Consider the following 18,377-nt stretch of genomic DNA (forward strand, 5'->3'; position numbering starts at 1 on the left):
GAGAGACACATGATCAAGATTGGCCTTACTGGCTCCATTGGCATGGGTAAAAGCACCACAGGACAGATGTTTGTGCAGCGTGGCTGTCCGCTTCACGATGCAGATGCCGTGGTTCATGAGCTTTATCACGGTGAGGCCGTGCCATTGATTGAAGCCGAGTTCCCCGGAACCACCGGGCCTCTGGGGGTCGATCGTGCGGTGCTTTCTCAAAAGGTGATCGGAAATCCGGAAGCCATGCGTCGGCTGGAAAGTATCATTCACCCTCTCGTGCGGGCCGAGGAAAGGAAATTCTTCGAGAAAGCCCAATCGGATAAGGCCGACATTGTTGTTCTGGATATCCCCCTTCTTTATGAAACCCATGCACAGGACCGTGTGGACGTCGTTGTTGTCGTCTCCGCCGATGAGAGTATCCAGCGGAGGCGTGTGCTTGAGCGTCCGGGCATGACAGCCGAAAAGTTCGAGGCCATCAAGGCCAAGCAGATGCCCGATGCTGAGAAACGCAGCCGCGCTGATTATGTCATCGACACTGGCAAGGGGCTGGAAGCTGCTGCCCGGCAGGTGGAAGCAATTCTGGATGATGTCAGAAGCCGCTTTGCACAAACGGGCGAATAGATCATAGTCTGCAAAGTGATTTGATTTGGAAGAGAGTTTGAAATGGCGCTAAGGGAAATTGTATTCGATACGGAAACGACCGGCCTTGATGTCATGACTGGCGACAGGATCGTGGAAATCGGCTGTGTTGAACTCATCAACCATTTGCCGACCGAGAATAACTTCCACGTTTATATCAATCCAGAACGCGATATGCCCGAAGAGGCCTTCCGGGTGCATGGTCTTTCAGAAGAATTTCTCTCGGATAAACCGAAATTTGCTGAAATCGCCAAGGATTTTCACGACTTTATCAAAGACACCGTGTTGATCGCCCACAACGCCAGCTTCGACGTGAAATTTCTCAATTGGGAACTGGATAAAGCCGGTTTTCCCAAGATCAAGAATGATCTTGTCATCGATACGTTGGCCATGGCGCGCCAGAAATTCCCCGCAGGTCCAAACAATCTCGATGTTCTCTGTAGTCGCTTTGGTATTGATAACTCCAAGCGTACCTTGCACGGAGCCTTGCTCGATAGTGAGATTTTGGCCGATGTCTATCTGGAATTGATTGGTGGCCGCCAGACCAGCTTCATGCTGTCCAATGACCAGCAGAATGATTCCGATGGCGAGGATTGGGAAGCGACACGCGTGCGCAAACCTGCCAAGGCACGTCCCTCTCCGCTGCCTACAAGGCTTACGGAAGAGGAAATTTCAGCACATCGCGTTTTTCTTGGAGAGCTAAAAGGCGAGATGATCTGGTCACACTATATGCCACCGGAACCTGGTGAAGAAGCAGATCAGGATCAAACTGAGGCATAAGGCTTGCTTGAGACACGGATTCACGTGAAACGGGATCGCAATTTTCAAAATTGAGCAACAAAAAAGCCGACCGGATAAACCGGTCGGCTTTTGAATTTTGACAGGTGAAAGCAGCTTACTGGGTAGGCTGATCCTGCTGCTGCTGTGCAGCCATTTCCATCATGCGCTGACGGTAAAGCTGAGCAAAATCGATCGGATCCACGTTCAGCGGCGGGAAACCTCCACGTGCAGTCGCATCGGAAATGATCTGACGTGCAAACGGGAACAGCATGCGTGGGCATTCGATCATGATGAACGGATGCAGCTGATCCTGCGGAACGTTGGAAATGGAGAAGATACCGGCATAAAGCAGCTCGACGTTGAACATGGTCGTTTCGTCGCTGGTCGCGGTGGCGTTCAATGTCAGCTCGGCTTCGAATTCAGTTTCCGACAGTGGCGTTGCATTGACGTTGATCTGAACGTTAATCTCAGGCGCTTTCTCGCGAGGGCGCAGAGAATCTGGAGCGTTTGGATTTTCGAAGGACATATCCTTGATATATTGGGCTAGAATTCTCAGGCCTGGCAGTTTGAGTTCACCGCCTTCAGCTGCGCCATTTTCTTGTGCGTCGCTCATAAAACTGTTTCCTAATTTATTGGTTGAACAAATTTGGATCCCAAATGGATCGCCTGAACACCCAGCGCCAGAATTGTTGTCGAGATCAGGCTTTGATAACCTGATCGCCTCCCATAGCTTACCCAGGCGCTTCTGCAGGGTCCGAAATGATAATCCTCTTGTCTAAGAACCGCTGTAGCATGATGATCCGGCTGAAACAAGGTAAAGGCCAGATTAGCCAATCCATTTGCCAGCTTTGCCCAGAATATGTGAAGCAATTTCATCAGATCGTCATCTATTCGGGCGTGCAGCAGCCTGAGATCCTAGTTTTTATTCCAAGGTGAGTTGCCGTCTTTTTTGCTTTCAATGGCATCCCGGTCATTTACTTCCCCGAACTGATCCTCATCCAGATCAATGATGTCATCATTATCCGGGCGAGTATTGTTTTCTCTGTTCGGCGCGTCATAACTCTGGTAGCTGTAGCTTTCATAATAGGTGGAGCCGTTACTGAAAGACTGCCCCTGCATGCCGGCGATGGTGACGCGGGATTTGAAAAAGTGGAATATACCATCACGTATGCCGGGAACCAGAAGCAAAAAGCCGATGGTATCTGTTACGAAGCCCGGCGTAAGCAATAACAGGCCTGCTGCCAGCAACATGACCCCGTGGGCCATTTCCTTGCCGGGAATCTTGCCCTGATTCATCTGCTGCTGGGCCTGTCCGACCAGAGCAAAGCCTTGATGCCGCAATAGAATGGTGCCAATCACCGCGGTGAGCAAAATGCCAAGCAGGGTGTTGAGAACGCCAATTTGTCCACCCACAATGATGAACACGCCAATTTCCAAGATCGGCACTGCCAGCAGCAGAAAGGGAAGGAATGGAAAGAGCGATTTGTGCGTCACTTAAGCGTTCTCCTCAAAAGTCTGTGTTTTTTATGCTCCTTTCGTTATCCATTATGGATTTGCAAGGAGCCCTCCCCTAAATATAGAAAGAAAAGTGAAAGTTTCAGTGCTTTTTTGCAAAAATCAACTTGGTCAAGGCGAGCTATATGTCCCAATTCCTCGGTTTCGATTTAACTTCAGTCGTTTTCCTCATTATCGCTGTCGTCTTGTTTTGGCGATTAAAGGATGTTTTAGGCACGAGAACAGGCAACGAAGCCGATCCTTTTGATCCCTTTTCAGACCACGAGAGCAGCGAAGAGAAAAAGGCACCGCATGCCGATGATACCGGCGACAACGTAATTGCCCTGCCTGAGCGTGTGGACAATGAGCGAGAATCCACTGAAGAGAAAAGCAAGCGGATCGAGAAGATCGCGCCTGAAGGCTCATCGCTCAACGCGGCACTTTCCCAGCTGATGGCAATGGATCGCAATTTTGATCCAGATACCTTCCTCTCGGGTGCCCGTGCAGCGTATGAGATGATTGTCACAGCTTATGCACAAGGCGATCGGAAAACCCTCAAGCAGCTTCTGGCCGCCGATGTGTTTGCGGGTTTCTCCGCCGCGTTGGATGATCGAGAAGCCAACAAGCTGCGCGTTGATTTTACCTTTATCGGCATCAACAAATCGTCCATCGTGGAAGCCGAAGTGGCTGGCAATGAAGCGCAGATCACAGTGCGGTTTGTCTCCTCCATCACCTCCTGCACCAAGGACGAGATTGGGCATGTGATCGAGGGGGATCCGAACGCAGTGGAAGATGTTACAGATATCTGGACCTTCAGCCGCGATGTCACCAGCCGCAACCCGAACTGGAAACTGATCGGCACTGAATCGGCCCAATAAATCCGGATTTTCTGGCAGTTGATACGGGAAGATCCAAAGGAGCAACGCGCAATGGCAGGGCCCGAAAACATCTCTTTTTCAGACCTTGCCGGATGGCGAGACCATGATCACAAGGCGGCTTTTGCCGCCTTTTGTCATGCTGCCCGTTATCTATTGCAAAGCCCGCCAACCTCAAGAGCTGGCAGCGCACGGGCCGAAGACCTTCTGGCTGTCTGCGAGCAGGCGCTCCTTTTTGCTGAAAGTGTTGATCAGGCTCTAGACAACACACAAGCCCGCCATTTTTTTGAAACACACTTTCATCCCGAGGCTATCGCTGGACCGGGTCTGTTGACCGGCTATTTCGAGCCGGTGTTCGAAGGGCGCCACGAGCCGGATAAATGCTTCTGCTTTCCCTTGCATAAAAGACCCGATGATCTGGTGGCTCTTTCTGAAGATCAGGCTCTAAAGGCCGGGTTTACCGCCGAGACCAGTTTTGCGCGCCAAGGCGCTGATGGCTATCAGTTCCATCACAGTCGTGCCGAGGTCATGGCCGGAGCTCTTGATGACAAGCATCTGGAACTGGTTTGGCTGAAAGATCCCTTCGAAGCCTATATCATCCATATTCAGGGCTCGGCGACCATCGATCTGGGCGGTGGACGGCGCATGCGTATCGCTTTTGATGGCAAATCCGGCCATCCCTATCGTTCTTTGGGCAAGCTGTTGATCGAAAAGGGGGTCTTTACCGCTGAGACGATCACGATGGATGGATTGATCGATTATCTCAGGGCACGTGGTACCGATGGCCATCACTTTCTGGGTAAAAATCCATCCTACATCTATTTTAAAGCGATCAATGATGAAGCAGACGGAGCACAAGCCTTCGGCCCCCGTGCGGCAGCCAGAGTGCCTCTTGTGCCCATGCGTAGCATGGCGGTTGATCGGCATTTGCACACATTCGGATTGCCTTTTTGGCTGCAAACGACCTTGCCTGACGCGAGCGGAGAGGATAAACCCTTCAAGCAAATGGTATTTGCCCATGATACCGGGTCTGCAATCAAGGGTGCAGCCCGCGGCGATCTGTTTGTCGGAACCGGAACCGAAGCGGGCGCACGCGCCGGAAAGCTTCAGCAAGACACAACCTTTATCTGCCTGATGCCTAACCGGCCAAAGTTGGCAGTTGATGAATGAGAGGAGGAATCAATGGCCCGTAAACCTCCCCTCAGTCGCAAGGATATCAAGCTCTGGCAGAAAGTTGCCAAAACGGTAGAGCCGCTTGAAGGCCGCTCTGCAGAGCTGAAGGCGCTGATCGAAACAATCGATACACAAAGCCTGATGGACCCCGGCAATCAGCCTGATGCGACCCATCCGGTTCAGCGCCGGGCCAGCGATGCTGAATTGAATGCCCTCAAGGAAGCCGGTATACGCGGCAAGGCAACCTCGAAATCCAAAACGACTTTGCCTCTGGCAGGGATAGACCGGAAAGAAAAGAAGCGCATTGTGCGTGGCCAAATGGCCATTGATGCGCGGCTTGATCTGCATGGTATGACCCAGCGCGAAGCTCACACAGCCCTGTTCGGCTTCCTTAAGAGTGCTCACCAGCAGAATCGCAAGCATGTGCTTGTCATCACCGGCAAGGGCAGCCGGGGCGAGCGGGAAACCTACGCCATTGGACAGGAAAAAGGTGTGTTGCGGCGGGTCGTGCCAAAATGGCTGTCCGAGCCCGATGTCCGTAGCATCATTGTGGGGTTCGAAGAGGCCCACCCGTCGCTTGGCGGAGCGGGTGCCTTGCATATAAGATTGAGACGGCGTAACAAAATCCGCTAGAGTGGGCCCCAAGTTTTTCTTATTCTATCAGATACAAGGATCTGAGCCATGACTCCCTTTGGTGCAAAATTGCGGCGTATGCGCAAAGAACGCAAGCTGACGCTTAAGGAAATGGCCGATCGGCTGGATGTCTCAAGCGCCTATCTGTCGGCTCTTGAGCATGGCAAAAGAGGCAAGCCCACCTGGTTCCTCATCCAGCGCATCATCGCCTATTTCAACGTAATTTGGGATGAAGCCGAAGAATTGCAGCGGTTGGCAGAAATTTCGGATCCGAATCCAACCATCCGTACCGCCGGCCTTGATCCCCGCGCCACCGAGCTTGCCAACCTGCTGGCAGATCGTATCGATCAGATTTCAAAAGAAAGCCTTGAGGCGTTGATCTTACAGGTCCGGTCTGCCTCATCGCGCGGGCGCGGCATGGGAACACCCGATTTCAGGGATCAAACCTGACCATAAGAAATAATTATGGTCTGGACCGCATCAAGAGACGACATGAAAAAGGGCATTCCGAGGTGCGGAATGCCCTTTTTATTGGGTGCTTCAATGAAGTGAGAAGCCAACTACAGGATATAGCGGCTGAGGTCGGTATTCTTGGCCAGTTCACCCACATTATTGCGTACGAAGTCGCCGGTGATTTCGATGGTATCGCCACCGCGATCCGGAGCTTCGAATGAGATGTCTTCGAGGATCTTTTCCATCACGGTCTGCAAGCGACGCGCCCCGATATTTTCCACGGTGCTGTTCAGCTCTACGGCAATATCGGCAATGGTGTCGATGGCATCATCACTAAAGGTAAGGGTCACTTCTTCGGTGGCCATCAATGCCGAATATTGCTTGGGCAAATTGGCTTCCGTGTCGATGAGAATGGCCTTGAAGTCTTCTCTTGTCAGCGCCCGCAACTCAACCCGGATTGGCAAGCGGCCTTGAAGCTCCGGCAGCAAATCCGATGGTTTGGACACATGGAAGGCCCCTGAAGCGATGAAGAGGATGTGGTCGGTTTTCACCGGACCATATTTGGTGGTTACCGTCGTCCCCTCGATCAGCGGCAGCAAATCGCGCTGCACGCCTTCACGGGAGACATCAGCGCCCCCCTTGCCTTCTCGTGCGCAGATCTTGTCGATCTCATCAAGAAAAACAATACCGCTATTTTCTACCAATGATACCGCTTCCGAAATGATTTTATCCTCATCCAGAAGCTTGTCGGATTCTTCAGTGATCAACAGCTCGTAGGAGTCTTTCACATGAATCTTGCGCTGCTTGGTGCGTCCGCCGAAGGCTTTGCCAAACATGTCGGACAGGTTCATCACACCCATAGAGCCTCCCGGCATGCCGGGAATCTCGAAGGAGGACATCGGCGAAGAGGTATCTTTCACCTCGATCTCGATTTCCTTTTCATCCAGCAGCCCATCGCGCAGCTTCTTGCGGAAACTGTCTCTCGTGGCAGAACCGGCGCCCGGACCAACCAGAGCATCCAGCACGCGCTCTTCAGCCGCACCGTGAGCCTTGGCCTGCACATCCTTGCGTCTCTTTTCCCGCGTCAGCGCAATGCCGCTTTCAATGAGGTCACGCACGATCTGGTCCACGTCGCGGCCGACATAGCCAACCTCGGTGAACTTGGTCGCCTCGATCTTGATGAAAGGCGCATTAGCCAGCTTGGCCAGACGACGGGAAATTTCTGTCTTGCCGACACCGGTCGGCCCGATCATGAGGATATTTTTCGGCAGGACCTCTTCTCTGAGGTCGTCATCCAATTGTTGCCGCCGCCAGCGGTTCCGAAGTGCAATCGCCACGGCCCGCTTGGCGTCTTTCTGCCCTACGATGAAGCGATCCAGCTCGGAAACAATTTCGCGAGGGGAAAAATTGGTCATACTTGTATCTCCTGAAGGCTTCTGACTGATGTCAGATCCTGATGGTCTTGCCGAGGCTGGAATGGACATTAAGGGCAAAGGCCCTGATAGTCACACCAGCCCATGGGCAAGAGAGATGCCTTATTGGCTGGCATCCAGTATTTCGACGGTCAGATTGTCATTGGTGTAGATGCAGATTTCAGCCGCGATGGCCATTGCCTTGCGGGCGATTGCCTCGGCATCCATATCGGTATCCATAAGAGCCCGAGCAGCGGCGAGGGCATAGTTGCCGCCCGACCCGATGGCCGTAACGCCGTTTTCCGGCTCAAGAACATCACCGGTACCGGTGAGCACAAGGGAAACATCCTTGTCGGCCACGATCATCATGGCTTCCAGACGACGCAGATAACGGTCGGTGCGCCAATCCTTGGCCATGTCCACGCAGGCACGGGTCAATTGATCGGGATATTGTTCAAGCTTTCCTTCGAGGCGCTCGAACAGCGTGAAGGCATCTGCGGTGGCTCCTGCGAAGCCCGAAATCACATTGCCTTTGCCCAAAGGGCGTACCTTGCGCGCATTGCCCTTGATCACGGTCTGTCCAAGGCTCACCTGTCCGTCGCCTGCGACAACAACCTTGCCGCCCTTGCGAACGGTGAGGATGGTGGTTCCGCGCCAGCCGGGGAAAGCCGAATTGTTAGAAGACTGTTCTGTCATGAATGAATTAATCCATCATCTTGCCCGTTTGCTCCGGGCCGTGTGGGTAGGCGGATCAAGCTTGCTTGAGCCGCATGTGTCTAATCAGATGTAAGCATCACACTGCGATTTTCAATCTCGCTTTGATTGAAAGCCGAATGCAAGGCCTTTGCGTTCATTTGTGCCATTTAGGGCAGCTTTCGTTGGTATTCCGTCAACAAAGGGATTAAAACCACAAATATCGCCCCTTCTCAGTTGCATTTTGGACGCTACGCGCTATGGATTTGTCAACTGCGCCCTGATACATATCGATGGCCTTTACAAAACGGTGGCCTCTTCAATAACGCTGGAATGAACCAAACGAAGGAATGCCTTCATGCGCACAGCATCGATCACTCGTAAAACCAACGAAACCGACATCTCCCTTTCCATCAATCTGGATGGAACAGGCTCTTACAGCATTGATACAGGTGTCGGCTTTCTGGACCATATGATCGATCAATTGTCGCGCCATTCCCTGATTGATATGGAAATCAAGGCCAAAGGCGATCTGCATATCGACGCCCATCATACGGCAGAAGATATCGGTATCGCCCTCGGGCAGGCCTTCAAACAGGCGCTCGGTGACAAAAAGGGCATTGCACGCTATGCGGACGTTCATCTGCCGATGGATGAAGTGATGACCCGCGCTGCGGTGGATGTGTCTGGCCGCCCCTTCTTTGTCTGGGATGTGACCTTCACCCGAGACAAGGTGGGCGATTTCGACACTGAGCTGTTTGAAGAATTCTTTCATGCCTTTGCCCAGAATGCCGGTATTACGCTGCATATCGCCAATCTTTACGGCACCAACAATCATCATATTGCGGAAAGCTGCTTCAAGGCGGTTGCGCGGGTGTTGCGCATGGCAGTGGAAGTGGATCCACGTCAGGCCGATCGGGTTCCTTCAACCAAGGGAACATTGAATGGATAAATCCTGCGGGTCTGAGGTGATCTGTTCGGATATGTCCTGCAAGGCAGGCCCTCTCACATAGGCAAGGTTATGGCTTCCTATACGATCTATGAAAAACCGGGGTTTTCCCTCGATCAGACAGTGGAAAGCGCGGTTATTCTGAAGAACCATTACTCAGCGCTGGCTTTTTTCCTGCCCGTGCTGTGGATGCTGTTCAAGCGTTTATGGTGGGTTCTGCTCGGCTATTGCCTGTTCATGATTCCCCTTTGGTCGCTCTATGACACCCTGCCCTTATGGTCCGAGATGCTGATCAGCCTGATCATCAGTGTCTGGATCAGTGTTGAGGCCCCCAATCTGATTGGTTGGCAGCTTGAGAGAAAGGGTTATCAGGAAGTCGTGACCCTTTATGCGGAAGACCAAGAGCATTGCGAGCAGCGCTATATTGCCTTCCGTCTTGAAGCTGCAGACAGAGCCGACAAAAAAGAAACCCCGACCTACACGCAGGCATCGCGGTCGGTGAATGATAAGGGATTGAAGCGTTTTGCAACGGCTGAACCGACCGGTAAGATATCAAATGGTCCGGTTCTTGGCCTGTTTCCAACGCCCAATTCCTCCCAGGAGACGAAATAATGCGCATAGCAATCATTGACTACGGCTCGGGCAATCTATGCTCGGCAGCCAAGGCATTTGAGCGAGCTGCCAGAGAGAGCGGCTTTCAGGCTGAGGTGCTGGTGACATCGCATCCCGAAGATGTGCGCACAGCGGGTCATATCGTGTTGCCTGGCGTTGGCGCCTATGCCGATTGTCGGGCGGGGCTTGATGCGGTTGATGGCATGGTCGAAGCGCTCAACGAAGCGGTGATCAAGGGGGGAAAGCCCTTCCTTGGCATTTGCGTGGGGTTGCAGCTCTTGGCCAGCCGCGGGCTGGAATATCAAATCACTGAAGGGTTGGGTTGGATTCCGGGCGATGTGGTGTCGCTGGAGCCTGCCGATCCGAGCCTCAAGATTCCGCATATGGGCTGGAACACCGTGGAACTGGTGAAAGACCATCCCGTCTGGGCGGGCATTCCCACCGGTCCTGATGGCTTGCATGCCTATTTCGTGCATTCCTATCACCTGAAGGCAGCCAATCCCGCGCATGTTCTGGCCACCGCCGATTATGCCGAAACGGTTACCGCCTGCGTTGGGCGCGACAATATCATCGGAACCCAGTTCCACCCGGAAAAGAGCCAGAAACTCGGCCTTTCCCTGATTTCCAACTTCCTCAAATGGAGGCCGTAAATGATCATTTTTCCCGCTATCGATCTGAAGGATGGTCAGTGCGTACGTCTCAAACTGGGCGATATGGATCAGGCCACGGTTTTCAACAATGATCCGGGCGATCAGGCACGCCAGTTTCAGGACCAAGGCTTTGAATGGCTTCATGTGGTGGATCTGAACGGCGCCTTTGCTGGCAAGTCGGAAAACACCGCAGCCGTTGACAGCATCCTCAAAAATACCACCAACCCGGTACAGTTGGGGGGCGGCATTCGCGACTTGAAGGGTATCGAGCATTGGCTTGAAAAAGGCATCACAAGGGTGATTCTGGGTACCGTTGCCGTGCGTGACCCGCAGTTGGTCAAAGAGGCCTGCAAGGCATTTCCGGGGCGTATCGCCGTGGGGATTGATGCCAAGGGTGGCAAGGTTGCTGTTGAAGGCTGGGCCGAAACCTCCGAGCTGACCACGGTTGATCTGGCCAAACAGTTCGAGGATGCTGGTGTTGCCGCCATTATCTACACCGATATTGATCGCGATGGCATCCTGAAAGGGCTCAACATCCCATCGACGCTGGAATTGGCCAATGCAACCTCCATCCCGGTTATCGCATCGGGCGGTCTGGCATCCATCGAAGATGTTAAACGCCTGTTGCAGCCTGATTGCGCCATTCTGGAAGGCGCGATCACAGGCCGCGCCCTGTATGATGGACGCCTTGATCCGAACGAGGCCCTTGGCCTTATTGCCGCTGCCAAAGCCGCTGGAGAGAAAGAATGCTGAAAGCCCGTGTCATCCCCTGCCTTGATGTCAAGGACGGCCGTGTCGTCAAGGGCGTCAATTTCGTTGATCTGAAGGATGCAGGCGATCCGGTGGAAAGCGCCAAGGCCTATGATGCTGCCGGTGCTGATGAGCTTTGCTTCCTCGATATCACCGCCAGTCACGAAAATCGCGGCACCATTCTTGATGTGGTCCGCCGCACTGCCGAAGAATGCTTCATGCCGGTGACCGTCGGTGGCGGCATCCGCACGACGGACAATATCCGTGATCTGTTAAAGGCAGGTGCGGACAAGGTGTCAATCAACACCGCTGCGGTGCTGCGTCGTGAATTCATCAAGGAAGCCTCGGAGAAATTCGGGGCCCAGTGCATTGTGGCCTCCGTGGATGCCAAGCGCGTCTCCAAGGAAGGTGAGCCCCTTAAATGGGAGATCTTCACCCATGGTGGCCGTACGCCAACCGGTATCGATGCCATTGAATATGCGCAAGAAGTGGTTGATCTTGGGGCTGGCGAAATCCTGCTCACGTCTATGGATCGGGATGGTACCAAGATTGGTTTTGATATCGATCTGACCCGCAAGATTGCGGATATGCTGACGGTTCCGGTGATTGCGTCTGGCGGTGTCGGCACACTTGATCACCTGGTTGAAGGCGTGCGCGATGGCCATGCCACGGCTGTTCTAGCCGCCTCCATTTTCCATTTTGGCGAATATTCCATTCAGGAAGCCAAGGACTATATGGTCAAGGCAGGCATCCCGATGCGGATGGACCTCAACAAATAGGCTCGGCTATCAATCCGGGTCTGATGCCCGGAAACTAATAAAAAGGCTTGCCTCCCCGAGAGGCGAGCTTTCCTTTGCAGGAAAGGGACATACCCCGTGACACAATTCTCGCTCACTGATCTTGAAGCCATCATCGACAAGCGCGCCGGATCGGAAGACAAGAAATCCTACACCCGCAAGCTGATCGGCAAGGGCGTTGGCAAATGCGCCCAGAAGATGGGTGAGGAAGCCGTGGAAGCCGTGATCGCCGCGGTTGAGGGAGACAAACAGGAGCTGACCTCAGAGACCGCTGACCTGCTCTACCATCTCCTGGTGGTGCTGAAGATCTCCAATGTGCCACTTTCTGATGTTATGGATGAATTGGCGAGCCGCACCGGCCAAACGGGTCTTGAGGAGAAAGCATCGCGTCCGGCGGACTAAAGTCTACTGGAATGAGCCTTTTTGCGGGTTCGCAGATGCAAAAAAGCCTGTAGAGATTGAGCTTGATCAAGCCGTTGGCAAGATTCACTCGCTAGGGTGCGCGCGCTTGCCCCGCGCAGTTTTCCGGTATCGGAGCAAAACACCAGTAAGCGTGTGCAGGATCGGGCTAAAGGAGCGTGCAACTCGAAATCGACAGCCAGTCGATCAAAAAGGCTCCGAGGATTTACAATGAAGCAAACGGTAGACCGGCAACTGTCCCCCTACAGGGTTTTTTCCAGCGACGAATGGGCGACATTGCGCGCCGATACGCCCCTCACCCTGACACGTTCCGACCTTGAGAAAATCAAGAGTCTGAATGATCCGATTTCCCTTCAGGAAGTCGAGGAAATCTACCTGCCGCTGTCCAGACTGCTTAGCTATTATGTTGAGTTTGCCAAGGGCCTGAACAACGCGACACAGCATTTCCTGGGGACCAATGAACCCAAGACCCCCTTTATCATCGGCATTGCCGGTTCGGTTTCGGTGGGCAAGTCGACCACAGCGCGTCTGCTTCAGACGCTGCTCAGCCGCTGGCCTGCAAGCCCGAAGGTGGATCTGGTAACGACTGACGGCTTTTTGCTGCCCAATGCAGTGCTGGAAGCCGAAGGCCTGATGCGTCGCAAGGGTTTTCCCGAAAGCTATGACCGCACGGCCCTGATCGAATTCCTGACCGACATAAAGGCGGGCAAACGCAATGTGCGCGCTCCGGTTTATTCCCATTTCTATTATGATGTGATGTCGACCGAGGCCCAGATCGTTGATCAACCCGACATCCTGATCCTTGAAGGGCTGAATGTGCTGCAGACCAGCATTCTGCCCACTGATGCCAAGGATGTGCCGTTTGTCTCCGACTTTTTCGATTTCTCGGTCTATATCGATGCGGATGAAGACATGTTGCACCAGTGGTATCTGGATCGCTTCATGCGCTTGCGCGAGACCGCCTTCCGGGATCCCGGTTCTTATTTCCACCGTTACTCCCTGATTGAGGAAGAAGACGCACTCCAGATTGCCAAGGATCTGTGGCGCTCGATCAACCTGGTGAACTTGCGTGAAAATATCTTCCCTACCCGCCCTCGTGCCGATCTTGTATTGCGCAAGGAAGATGGTCACGCGATCACTACCGTCATGCTCAGAAAGCTCTGAGCAGCAGGGTTCGGCTATGGATAAAAAGAAAAGGCAGCCTTAAGAGCTGCCTTTTTTATAGAAATCTCGTCTTTTCACCTGCTTAGAAAGCGGCGATTACAGCCATCGACTTTAAAGCAATTGCGCCTGATCAGCCGCCTGTTTCAGGTCATGTTCCGGCCTTGGGCCGACATGCTGAATGACTTCCGAAGCACAGAAATTCCCCAGCAAGGCACATTTTTCAAGGCTCATTTCCTGAGACAGGCCATAAAGGAAGCCCGAGGCATATAGATCGCCAGCACCTGTGGTATCCACCAACTCGCGAATGGCACAGGCCGGTGCATGATGGGTCTGATTGCCAGAAATGGCAACCGAACCTTCAGATCCCAGCGTGACGGCTGACAGCGTGGTATCGCGGCGCAGCGCATTGAGCGCGGTTGCCCGGTCTGCCGTCTGATAAAGCGCCTTGGCTTCGGATTCATTGGCGAAAACAATATCAACCTGACCGGTCTGCATCAGCTCGAGGAATTCCTCGCGGAAGCGGTCAACGCAGAAACTGTCTGACAGGGTTATGGAAACCTTTCGACCAGCTGCATGGGCAACCTTGGCTGCCTTCCTGAAGGCATTCTTGGCATTTTCCTTATCCCACAAATAGCCTTCCATATAGAGGATGCCGGAGTCCTGGACGACTTGTTCGTCGATATCCTGCTCGGTCAGCTCGCTGCAAGCACCCAGATAGGTGTTCATGGTGCGCTCGCCATCGGGCGAAATGAGCACCATGCAGCGTGCGGTGGGGTCGCCGTCTACCAGAGGCTTGGTATCAAAATGCGCACCCAGCGAGCGCATGTCATGGCCAAAGATTTCGCCGAGCTGATCATCGGCAACCTTACCGAAATAGGCAGCCTTGCCACCAAGGCTGGTTAGCCCGAAAATCGTATTGCCTGCACTGCCGCCTGAAGACTCGATACCGGCACCCATTTTGGCATAGAGATATTCGGCGCGTTCGGTATCGATCAGATTCATGGAGCCTTTGTGCAGTTTTTCGGCGACCAGAAAGTCATCTTCAACGCGGGCAAGCACATCAACGATGGCGTTGCCGATCCCCAGAACATCAAAACGTGGTGCAGTCATCTCTTACTCCCGCCATAGTCTTTTCCGGTTACACAAGCGGGGTGCGGCCTGCTGGTGCCGACCGAAAAAGCTGGCGTATTCCTGATTGGTAAAAAGCTGGACGCAGTATAGGAAGACAAAGCGCCAAGGCAACCGGCAAATCGGCTGAATTCCCCTTGCACAAGCGCTTATGCCCGCCTATGTGAAGCAGGAAACTGCACAAAACCCTTTTAAAGAGAACCCAATCATGTTGTCTCCGGCCATTCTGGCACTCAATCAGCTTTTCTCCAAACCCTTCCGCTCGGTACTCTGGAAGATGTTGGGCATCACCCTTCTCTTGCTGCTTCTGGTCGGCATAGGCATGCAAGCGGGTCTGGAATATCTGTTGAGCATGGAATCTTTCCTGCCCGGTTGGGCGGAAACAGGCGCCAGCATTCTGGCGGGCCTTGGGCTGTTTTTCGGGCTTGGTTTTCTCATTATCCCCGTGTCGGCCATCGTCGCCGGGCTCTATCTTGATGAGGTCAGCTATATCGTCGAGAGCACTTACTATCCCCATGAAGCTCATGGTCGGGACTTGCCGATGATGGATGCCATCGTGCAGACGATCCGCTTCCTCGGGGTCGTGATTGGCGTCAACCTGTTGGTGCTGATCCTCATCCCGTTTCTCGGGCTCGGGGTGCCTCTATTCTTCGTTGCCAACGGCTATTTGCTGGGAAGGGAATATTTCGAGCAGGCAGCCCTGCGCTTTCGCTCTCGTGAGCAAGTCAAGGAGCTGCGCTCTCGTCACGGGGCCAAGATATTTCTGTCTGGCCTGCTGATTTCACTGTTTGTTGTGGTGCCCTTCCTCAACCTTCTGACACCTCTGTTTGCGACCGCTTTCATGGTGCATGTCCACAAATGGGTCTCTGGCTCGAAACCCTCACGCATTGAAAGCCCGGTTGTCTGAAACAGCCTGAATTGAAAAAGAATGGATGAAAAGAGAAAGCCGCCTTGTTAGAGAGGCGGCTTTTCTATGCGCTGATGCAGGCTCTACGAACTGAATTCACCCGTTTTATCAGGTGTGCTTTGCTTATTTTCATAAGAATCCAGCTCCACAATGGGGGCGGGCACTGAATAGGTCTTTTCCTTGTAGCGGCAGAGATCGGCAACAATACATTTCTGGCAATCGGGCTTGCGCGCCTTGCAGACATAACGTCCGTGCAGGATGAGCCAGTGATGGGAATGACGCACATAGGGCTCAGGGATCACATGCTCGAGCGCCATTTCTACCTCTTCCACGGTCTTGCCCGGTGCCAGCTCCAGCCGGTTGGAAAGGCGGAAGATGTGGGTGTCGACGGCAATGGTCGGCTGGCCGAAAAAGATATTGAGCACGACATTAGCGGTCTTGCGACCAACGCCGGGAAGACTGACCAGTGCATCCCGATCTGCGGGGACTTCGCCACCAAATTCATCAATCAGCTTCTGGCTGAGCAGAATGACATTCTTGGCCTTGTTGCGATAAAGTCCGATGGTCTTGATGTAGCTTTCCACGGCTTCCTGCCCCAGAGCCAGCATCTTCTCGGGCGTGTCAGCCACAGCGAACAGCGGGCCTGTGGCCTTATTGACGCCTACGTCGGTGGCCTGGGCGGAGAGAACCACAGCCACCAGCAGTGTATAGGCACTGGAATAATCCAATTCACCGCGCGGATTGGGCCGTTGCTTTGAAAAGCGGGCAAACAGCTCCTCGATATCCTCTTTGGGCATCTTGCTCCATTTGCGCCGACGCACGGGCTTTTTTGCTTTCGCGCTTGCTGCTCGGGTTGTTTTTGGCTTGCCTTTGGAAGCGGCGGTTTCTTTCTCGCTCACAATGGTCCCCTTCATGCTCAATTTCGGCAGTCACTTCCCTGCCCTTGCGTCTTCTTCTGTCTTTATCCGATTCTTCATGCCGGCTGACAAGAGACAAGTGCAAAGCAAGTTTCGGGTGGTTGAAACCGCCTGCGCCGAGTAGCATCCTTGGGAATGCGATTTCGGGATGACATCATGACGCCAAAACAAAAACCGCTGATACATCTGCCACTGGACGGGGATTGCCCCATCGTGACCGATGCCCAGACGAGCAAGGAAGACAAGCAGGAAGCCTTGCGGGATTATGACACCATCCGTCGCTCGATCGAGTATCTGACAGATCATTGGCGCGAACAGCCTAGCCTCGAACGTCTGTCTGATCATATCGGTCTGTCGCCCCATCACTTGCAGCGGCTTTTTACCCGCTGGACAGGAGGGCTTTCACCCAAGGGCTTCATTCAGGCTGTAACTTTAGATAATGCCAAGAAAATATTGGATCAGTCCGCTTCCGTAATGGAAGCCTCCTTCGAGGTCGGATTGTCCGGATCATCACGCCTGCATGATCTGTTTGTCACCCATGAAGCGATTACGCCGGGCGCCTATAAGGCCAAGGGTGAGGGGCTCACCATTCTGTTTGGCTTCCACCCAAGCCCCTTTGGCAAGGCTCTGGTGATGGTCACGGACCATGGTCTGGCAGGTCTTGCCTTTGCCGACAAGGGCGATGAGCAGGCCGCGCTTTCAGACATGTATAGCCGTTGGCCGCGGGCCAACTATCAGCAGGATGACGAGGCAACGCGCCCCTTTGCCGCCCATATCTTCACCCCTCAAGCCTGGCAGCAGGAGCAGCCCCTGCGCATTACCCTGATTGGAACCGATTTCGAAGTGCGGGTCTGGGAGATGTTGCTCAAGATTCCCTTGGGTAACATGACGACCTATTCCACCATTGCACGCCATATGGGCAAGCCCAAGGCCGCCCGGGCAGTGGGCTCTGCGGTTGGTCGCAACCCCATTTCCTTTGTCGTGCCCTGCCATCGTGTGGTTGGCAAAGGGGGCTCCATCTGCGGCTATCACTGGGGCCTCACGCGCAAGCGGGCAATCCTTGGCTGGGAACAGGGCCATTTGGGCGGCAATGATATTTAGGCGCGAATGCCCCGCGCGATCAATATTCGCTGTTCAAAAAAAGGGTGGCCAAAGCCACCCTTTTCACTATTCAGCATAACGCTTCGATTAGCCAAGGATTTCCTTGGAAGCAATCGTGGTGTCAGCGTTGAATTTGTAGATGATAGGAACACCGGTGCCCAGGTTGACTTCGAGAATTTCTTCTCTGCTCAGGCGGTCCAGAACCATCACGATGGAGCGCAGGGAGTTACCATGTGCTGCACAAAGAACAGACTTGCCAGCCATGACCTGTGGCAGAATGTCGGTGATGAAGTAAGGCAGCGTACGGGCTGCGGTGTCTTTCAGGCTTTCGCCACCCGGAGGAGGAACGTCGTAAGAACGGCGCCAGATATGCACCTGCTCTTCGCCCCATTTCTTGCGAGCGTCGTCTTTGTTGAGGCCAGACAGATCGCCATAGTCGCGTTCGTTGAGGGCCAGATCGCGGTAGGTCGTCAGGTCAGACTGACCAACGCCATCAAGGATATGCTGGCAGGTTTTCTGGGCGCGCTGCAGGTCGGAAGTGAAAGCAACGTCGAATTTCATGCCCATATCGTTGAGCTTCTTGCCAGCAGCAATCGCTTCAGCGGTGCCCTGTTCGGTCAGGTCGGGGTCTTTCCAGCCGGTGAAAAGGTTTTTCAGATTCCAATCGCTCTGGCCATGACGTGCCAGCACTAGTGTCCGTTCCATCGGATTCACTCCTTAACTGCAAATTGAAGCGCTTTTCTGTTGGTCTGAGCCGCAGAACGATCAGTAAAGCGCTGTGTTACATTGGTTTGCAGCATTCCTCACAGGATTGTTGCGTGAGAATTGCTCTCTTTGCG

General features: G+C 53.6%; 22 protein-coding genes. 15 read left to right on the forward strand and 7 right to left on the reverse strand.

The window, feature by feature from the left end:
• The first annotated feature begins 9 nt into the window (after window positions 1–9).
• The gene (coaE, locus tag BM258_RS11385; RefSeq protein ID WP_090072334.1) at window positions 10–612 is read left to right on the forward strand and encodes a dephospho-CoA kinase; all 603 of its coding nucleotides are present in this window, start codon (window positions 10–12) and stop codon (window positions 610–612) included.
• A gap of 42 nt (window positions 613–654) precedes the next feature.
• Complete coding sequence (gene dnaQ, locus BM258_RS11390) at window positions 655–1,410, forward strand: DNA polymerase III subunit epsilon (protein ID WP_090072335.1); 756 nt, start codon at window positions 655–657, stop codon at window positions 1,408–1,410.
• 115 nt (window positions 1,411–1,525) lie between these two features.
• Here the strand turns inward: dnaQ and secB are convergent, their stop codons facing one another.
• On the reverse strand, window positions 1,526–2,023 hold the full coding sequence (gene secB / locus BM258_RS11395) for a protein-export chaperone SecB (protein WP_090072337.1): 498 nt from the start codon (window positions 2,021–2,023) through the stop codon (window positions 1,526–1,528).
• Between the two features lie 302 nt (window positions 2,024–2,325).
• Window positions 2,326–2,904 (reverse strand): FxsA family protein, encoded by a 579-nt coding sequence (locus BM258_RS11400; RefSeq protein ID WP_090072339.1) that lies wholly within the window; start codon window positions 2,902–2,904, stop codon window positions 2,326–2,328.
• Between the two features lie 146 nt (window positions 2,905–3,050).
• Here BM258_RS11400 and BM258_RS11405 point away from each other — a divergent pair, with 146 nt between their 5' ends.
• The 4 genes from BM258_RS11405 to BM258_RS11420 are packed head-to-tail and all read left to right on the forward strand — an operon-like array spanning window position 3,051 to window position 6,035.
• Window positions 3,051–3,782, forward strand: coding sequence for a Tim44/TimA family putative adaptor protein (locus BM258_RS11405; protein ID WP_090072341.1), 732 nt, complete (start codon window positions 3,051–3,053; stop codon window positions 3,780–3,782).
• 51 nt (window positions 3,783–3,833) lie between these two features.
• Window positions 3,834–4,949, forward strand: a complete 1,116-nt coding sequence (gene mltA, locus BM258_RS11410; protein ID WP_090072342.1) for a murein transglycosylase A — start codon at window positions 3,834–3,836, stop codon at window positions 4,947–4,949.
• 12 nt (window positions 4,950–4,961) lie between these two features.
• Window positions 4,962–5,585, forward strand: a complete 624-nt coding sequence (locus tag BM258_RS11415; protein ID WP_090072344.1) for a Smr/MutS family protein — start codon at window positions 4,962–4,964, stop codon at window positions 5,583–5,585.
• A 48-nt stretch (window positions 5,586–5,633) separates the two neighbouring features.
• Window positions 5,634–6,035 carry a helix-turn-helix domain-containing protein gene (locus tag BM258_RS11420; protein ID WP_090072346.1) on the forward strand — a complete coding sequence of 134 codons (402 nt, stop codon included), beginning with the start codon at window positions 5,634–5,636 and terminating at the stop codon, window positions 6,033–6,035.
• Between the two features lie 110 nt (window positions 6,036–6,145).
• Here BM258_RS11420 and hslU read toward each other — a convergent pair whose 3' ends face one another.
• Window positions 6,146–7,453 (reverse strand): ATP-dependent protease ATPase subunit HslU, encoded by a 1,308-nt coding sequence (gene hslU / locus BM258_RS11425; protein WP_090072347.1) that lies wholly within the window; start codon window positions 7,451–7,453, stop codon window positions 6,146–6,148.
• A 120-nt stretch (window positions 7,454–7,573) separates the two neighbouring features.
• Window positions 7,574–8,146: an ATP-dependent protease subunit HslV gene (gene hslV, locus BM258_RS11430; RefSeq protein WP_090072349.1), complete on the reverse strand. Its 573-nt coding sequence runs from the start codon at window positions 8,144–8,146 to the stop codon at window positions 7,574–7,576.
• Between the two features lie 355 nt (window positions 8,147–8,501).
• Between hslV and hisB the strand changes: the two genes are divergently transcribed.
• The 7 genes from hisB (at window position 8,502) to coaA (ending at window position 13,485) form a co-directional block, all read left to right on the forward strand.
• Window positions 8,502–9,095: an imidazoleglycerol-phosphate dehydratase HisB gene (hisB, locus tag BM258_RS11435; RefSeq protein ID WP_090072351.1), complete on the forward strand. Its 594-nt coding sequence runs from the start codon at window positions 8,502–8,504 to the stop codon at window positions 9,093–9,095.
• A 69-nt stretch (window positions 9,096–9,164) separates the two neighbouring features.
• Complete coding sequence (locus tag BM258_RS11440) at window positions 9,165–9,704, forward strand: DUF2628 domain-containing protein (RefSeq protein WP_090072353.1); 540 nt, start codon at window positions 9,165–9,167, stop codon at window positions 9,702–9,704.
• Window positions 9,704–10,354, forward strand: a complete 651-nt coding sequence (gene hisH / locus BM258_RS11445; protein WP_090072354.1) for an imidazole glycerol phosphate synthase subunit HisH — start codon at window positions 9,704–9,706, stop codon at window positions 10,352–10,354. The genes BM258_RS11440 and hisH overlap by 1 nt, the downstream gene beginning before the upstream one ends.
• Window positions 10,355–11,107, forward strand: coding sequence for a 1-(5-phosphoribosyl)-5-[(5-phosphoribosylamino)methylideneamino]imidazole-4-carboxamide isomerase (hisA, locus tag BM258_RS11450; protein WP_090072356.1), 753 nt, complete (start codon window positions 10,355–10,357; stop codon window positions 11,105–11,107). It begins immediately after the preceding gene.
• Window positions 11,101–11,883 carry an imidazole glycerol phosphate synthase subunit HisF gene (gene hisF, locus BM258_RS11455; RefSeq protein WP_090072358.1) on the forward strand — a complete coding sequence of 261 codons (783 nt, stop codon included), beginning with the start codon at window positions 11,101–11,103 and terminating at the stop codon, window positions 11,881–11,883. The genes hisA and hisF overlap by 7 nt, the downstream gene beginning before the upstream one ends.
• 96 nt (window positions 11,884–11,979) lie before the next feature.
• Window positions 11,980–12,303, forward strand: coding sequence for a phosphoribosyl-ATP diphosphatase (locus BM258_RS11460; RefSeq protein ID WP_090072360.1), 324 nt, complete (start codon window positions 11,980–11,982; stop codon window positions 12,301–12,303).
• Between the two features lie 228 nt (window positions 12,304–12,531).
• Entirely contained in the window at window positions 12,532–13,485 is a 954-nt protein-coding gene (gene coaA / locus BM258_RS11465; protein WP_090072362.1) for a type I pantothenate kinase, read from the forward strand.
• A gap of 111 nt (window positions 13,486–13,596) precedes the next feature.
• Here coaA and BM258_RS11470 read toward each other — a convergent pair whose 3' ends face one another.
• On the reverse strand, window positions 13,597–14,595 hold the full coding sequence (locus BM258_RS11470; protein WP_090072364.1) for an adenosine kinase: 999 nt from the start codon (window positions 14,593–14,595) through the stop codon (window positions 13,597–13,599).
• A 226-nt stretch (window positions 14,596–14,821) separates the two neighbouring features.
• Between BM258_RS11470 and BM258_RS11475 the strand changes: the two genes are divergently transcribed.
• Window positions 14,822–15,520 carry a sulfate transporter family protein gene (locus tag BM258_RS11475; RefSeq protein ID WP_090072682.1) on the forward strand — a complete coding sequence of 233 codons (699 nt, stop codon included), beginning with the start codon at window positions 14,822–14,824 and terminating at the stop codon, window positions 15,518–15,520.
• 83 nt (window positions 15,521–15,603) lie between these two features.
• Here BM258_RS11475 and nth read toward each other — a convergent pair whose 3' ends face one another.
• The gene (gene nth, locus BM258_RS11480; protein WP_090072365.1) at window positions 15,604–16,434 is read right to left on the reverse strand and encodes an endonuclease III; all 831 of its coding nucleotides are present in this window, start codon (window positions 16,432–16,434) and stop codon (window positions 15,604–15,606) included.
• A gap of 159 nt (window positions 16,435–16,593) precedes the next feature.
• Here nth and BM258_RS11485 point away from each other — a divergent pair, with 159 nt between their 5' ends.
• Window positions 16,594–17,538, forward strand: a complete 945-nt coding sequence (locus BM258_RS11485) for a methylated-DNA--[protein]-cysteine S-methyltransferase (RefSeq protein ID WP_090072685.1) — start codon at window positions 16,594–16,596, stop codon at window positions 17,536–17,538.
• Window positions 17,539–17,625: 87 nt separating this feature from the next.
• Here BM258_RS11485 and BM258_RS11490 read toward each other — a convergent pair whose 3' ends face one another.
• Window positions 17,626–18,243 carry a 2,3-bisphosphoglycerate-dependent phosphoglycerate mutase gene (locus tag BM258_RS11490; protein WP_090072367.1) on the reverse strand — a complete coding sequence of 206 codons (618 nt, stop codon included), beginning with the start codon at window positions 18,241–18,243 and terminating at the stop codon, window positions 17,626–17,628.
• Window positions 18,244–18,377 lie beyond the last annotated feature (134 nt).

This window comes from Cohaesibacter marisflavi (assembly GCF_900115225.1).
In the GTDB taxonomy this organism is placed as follows: domain Bacteria; phylum Pseudomonadota; class Alphaproteobacteria; order Rhizobiales; family Cohaesibacteraceae; genus Cohaesibacter; species Cohaesibacter marisflavi.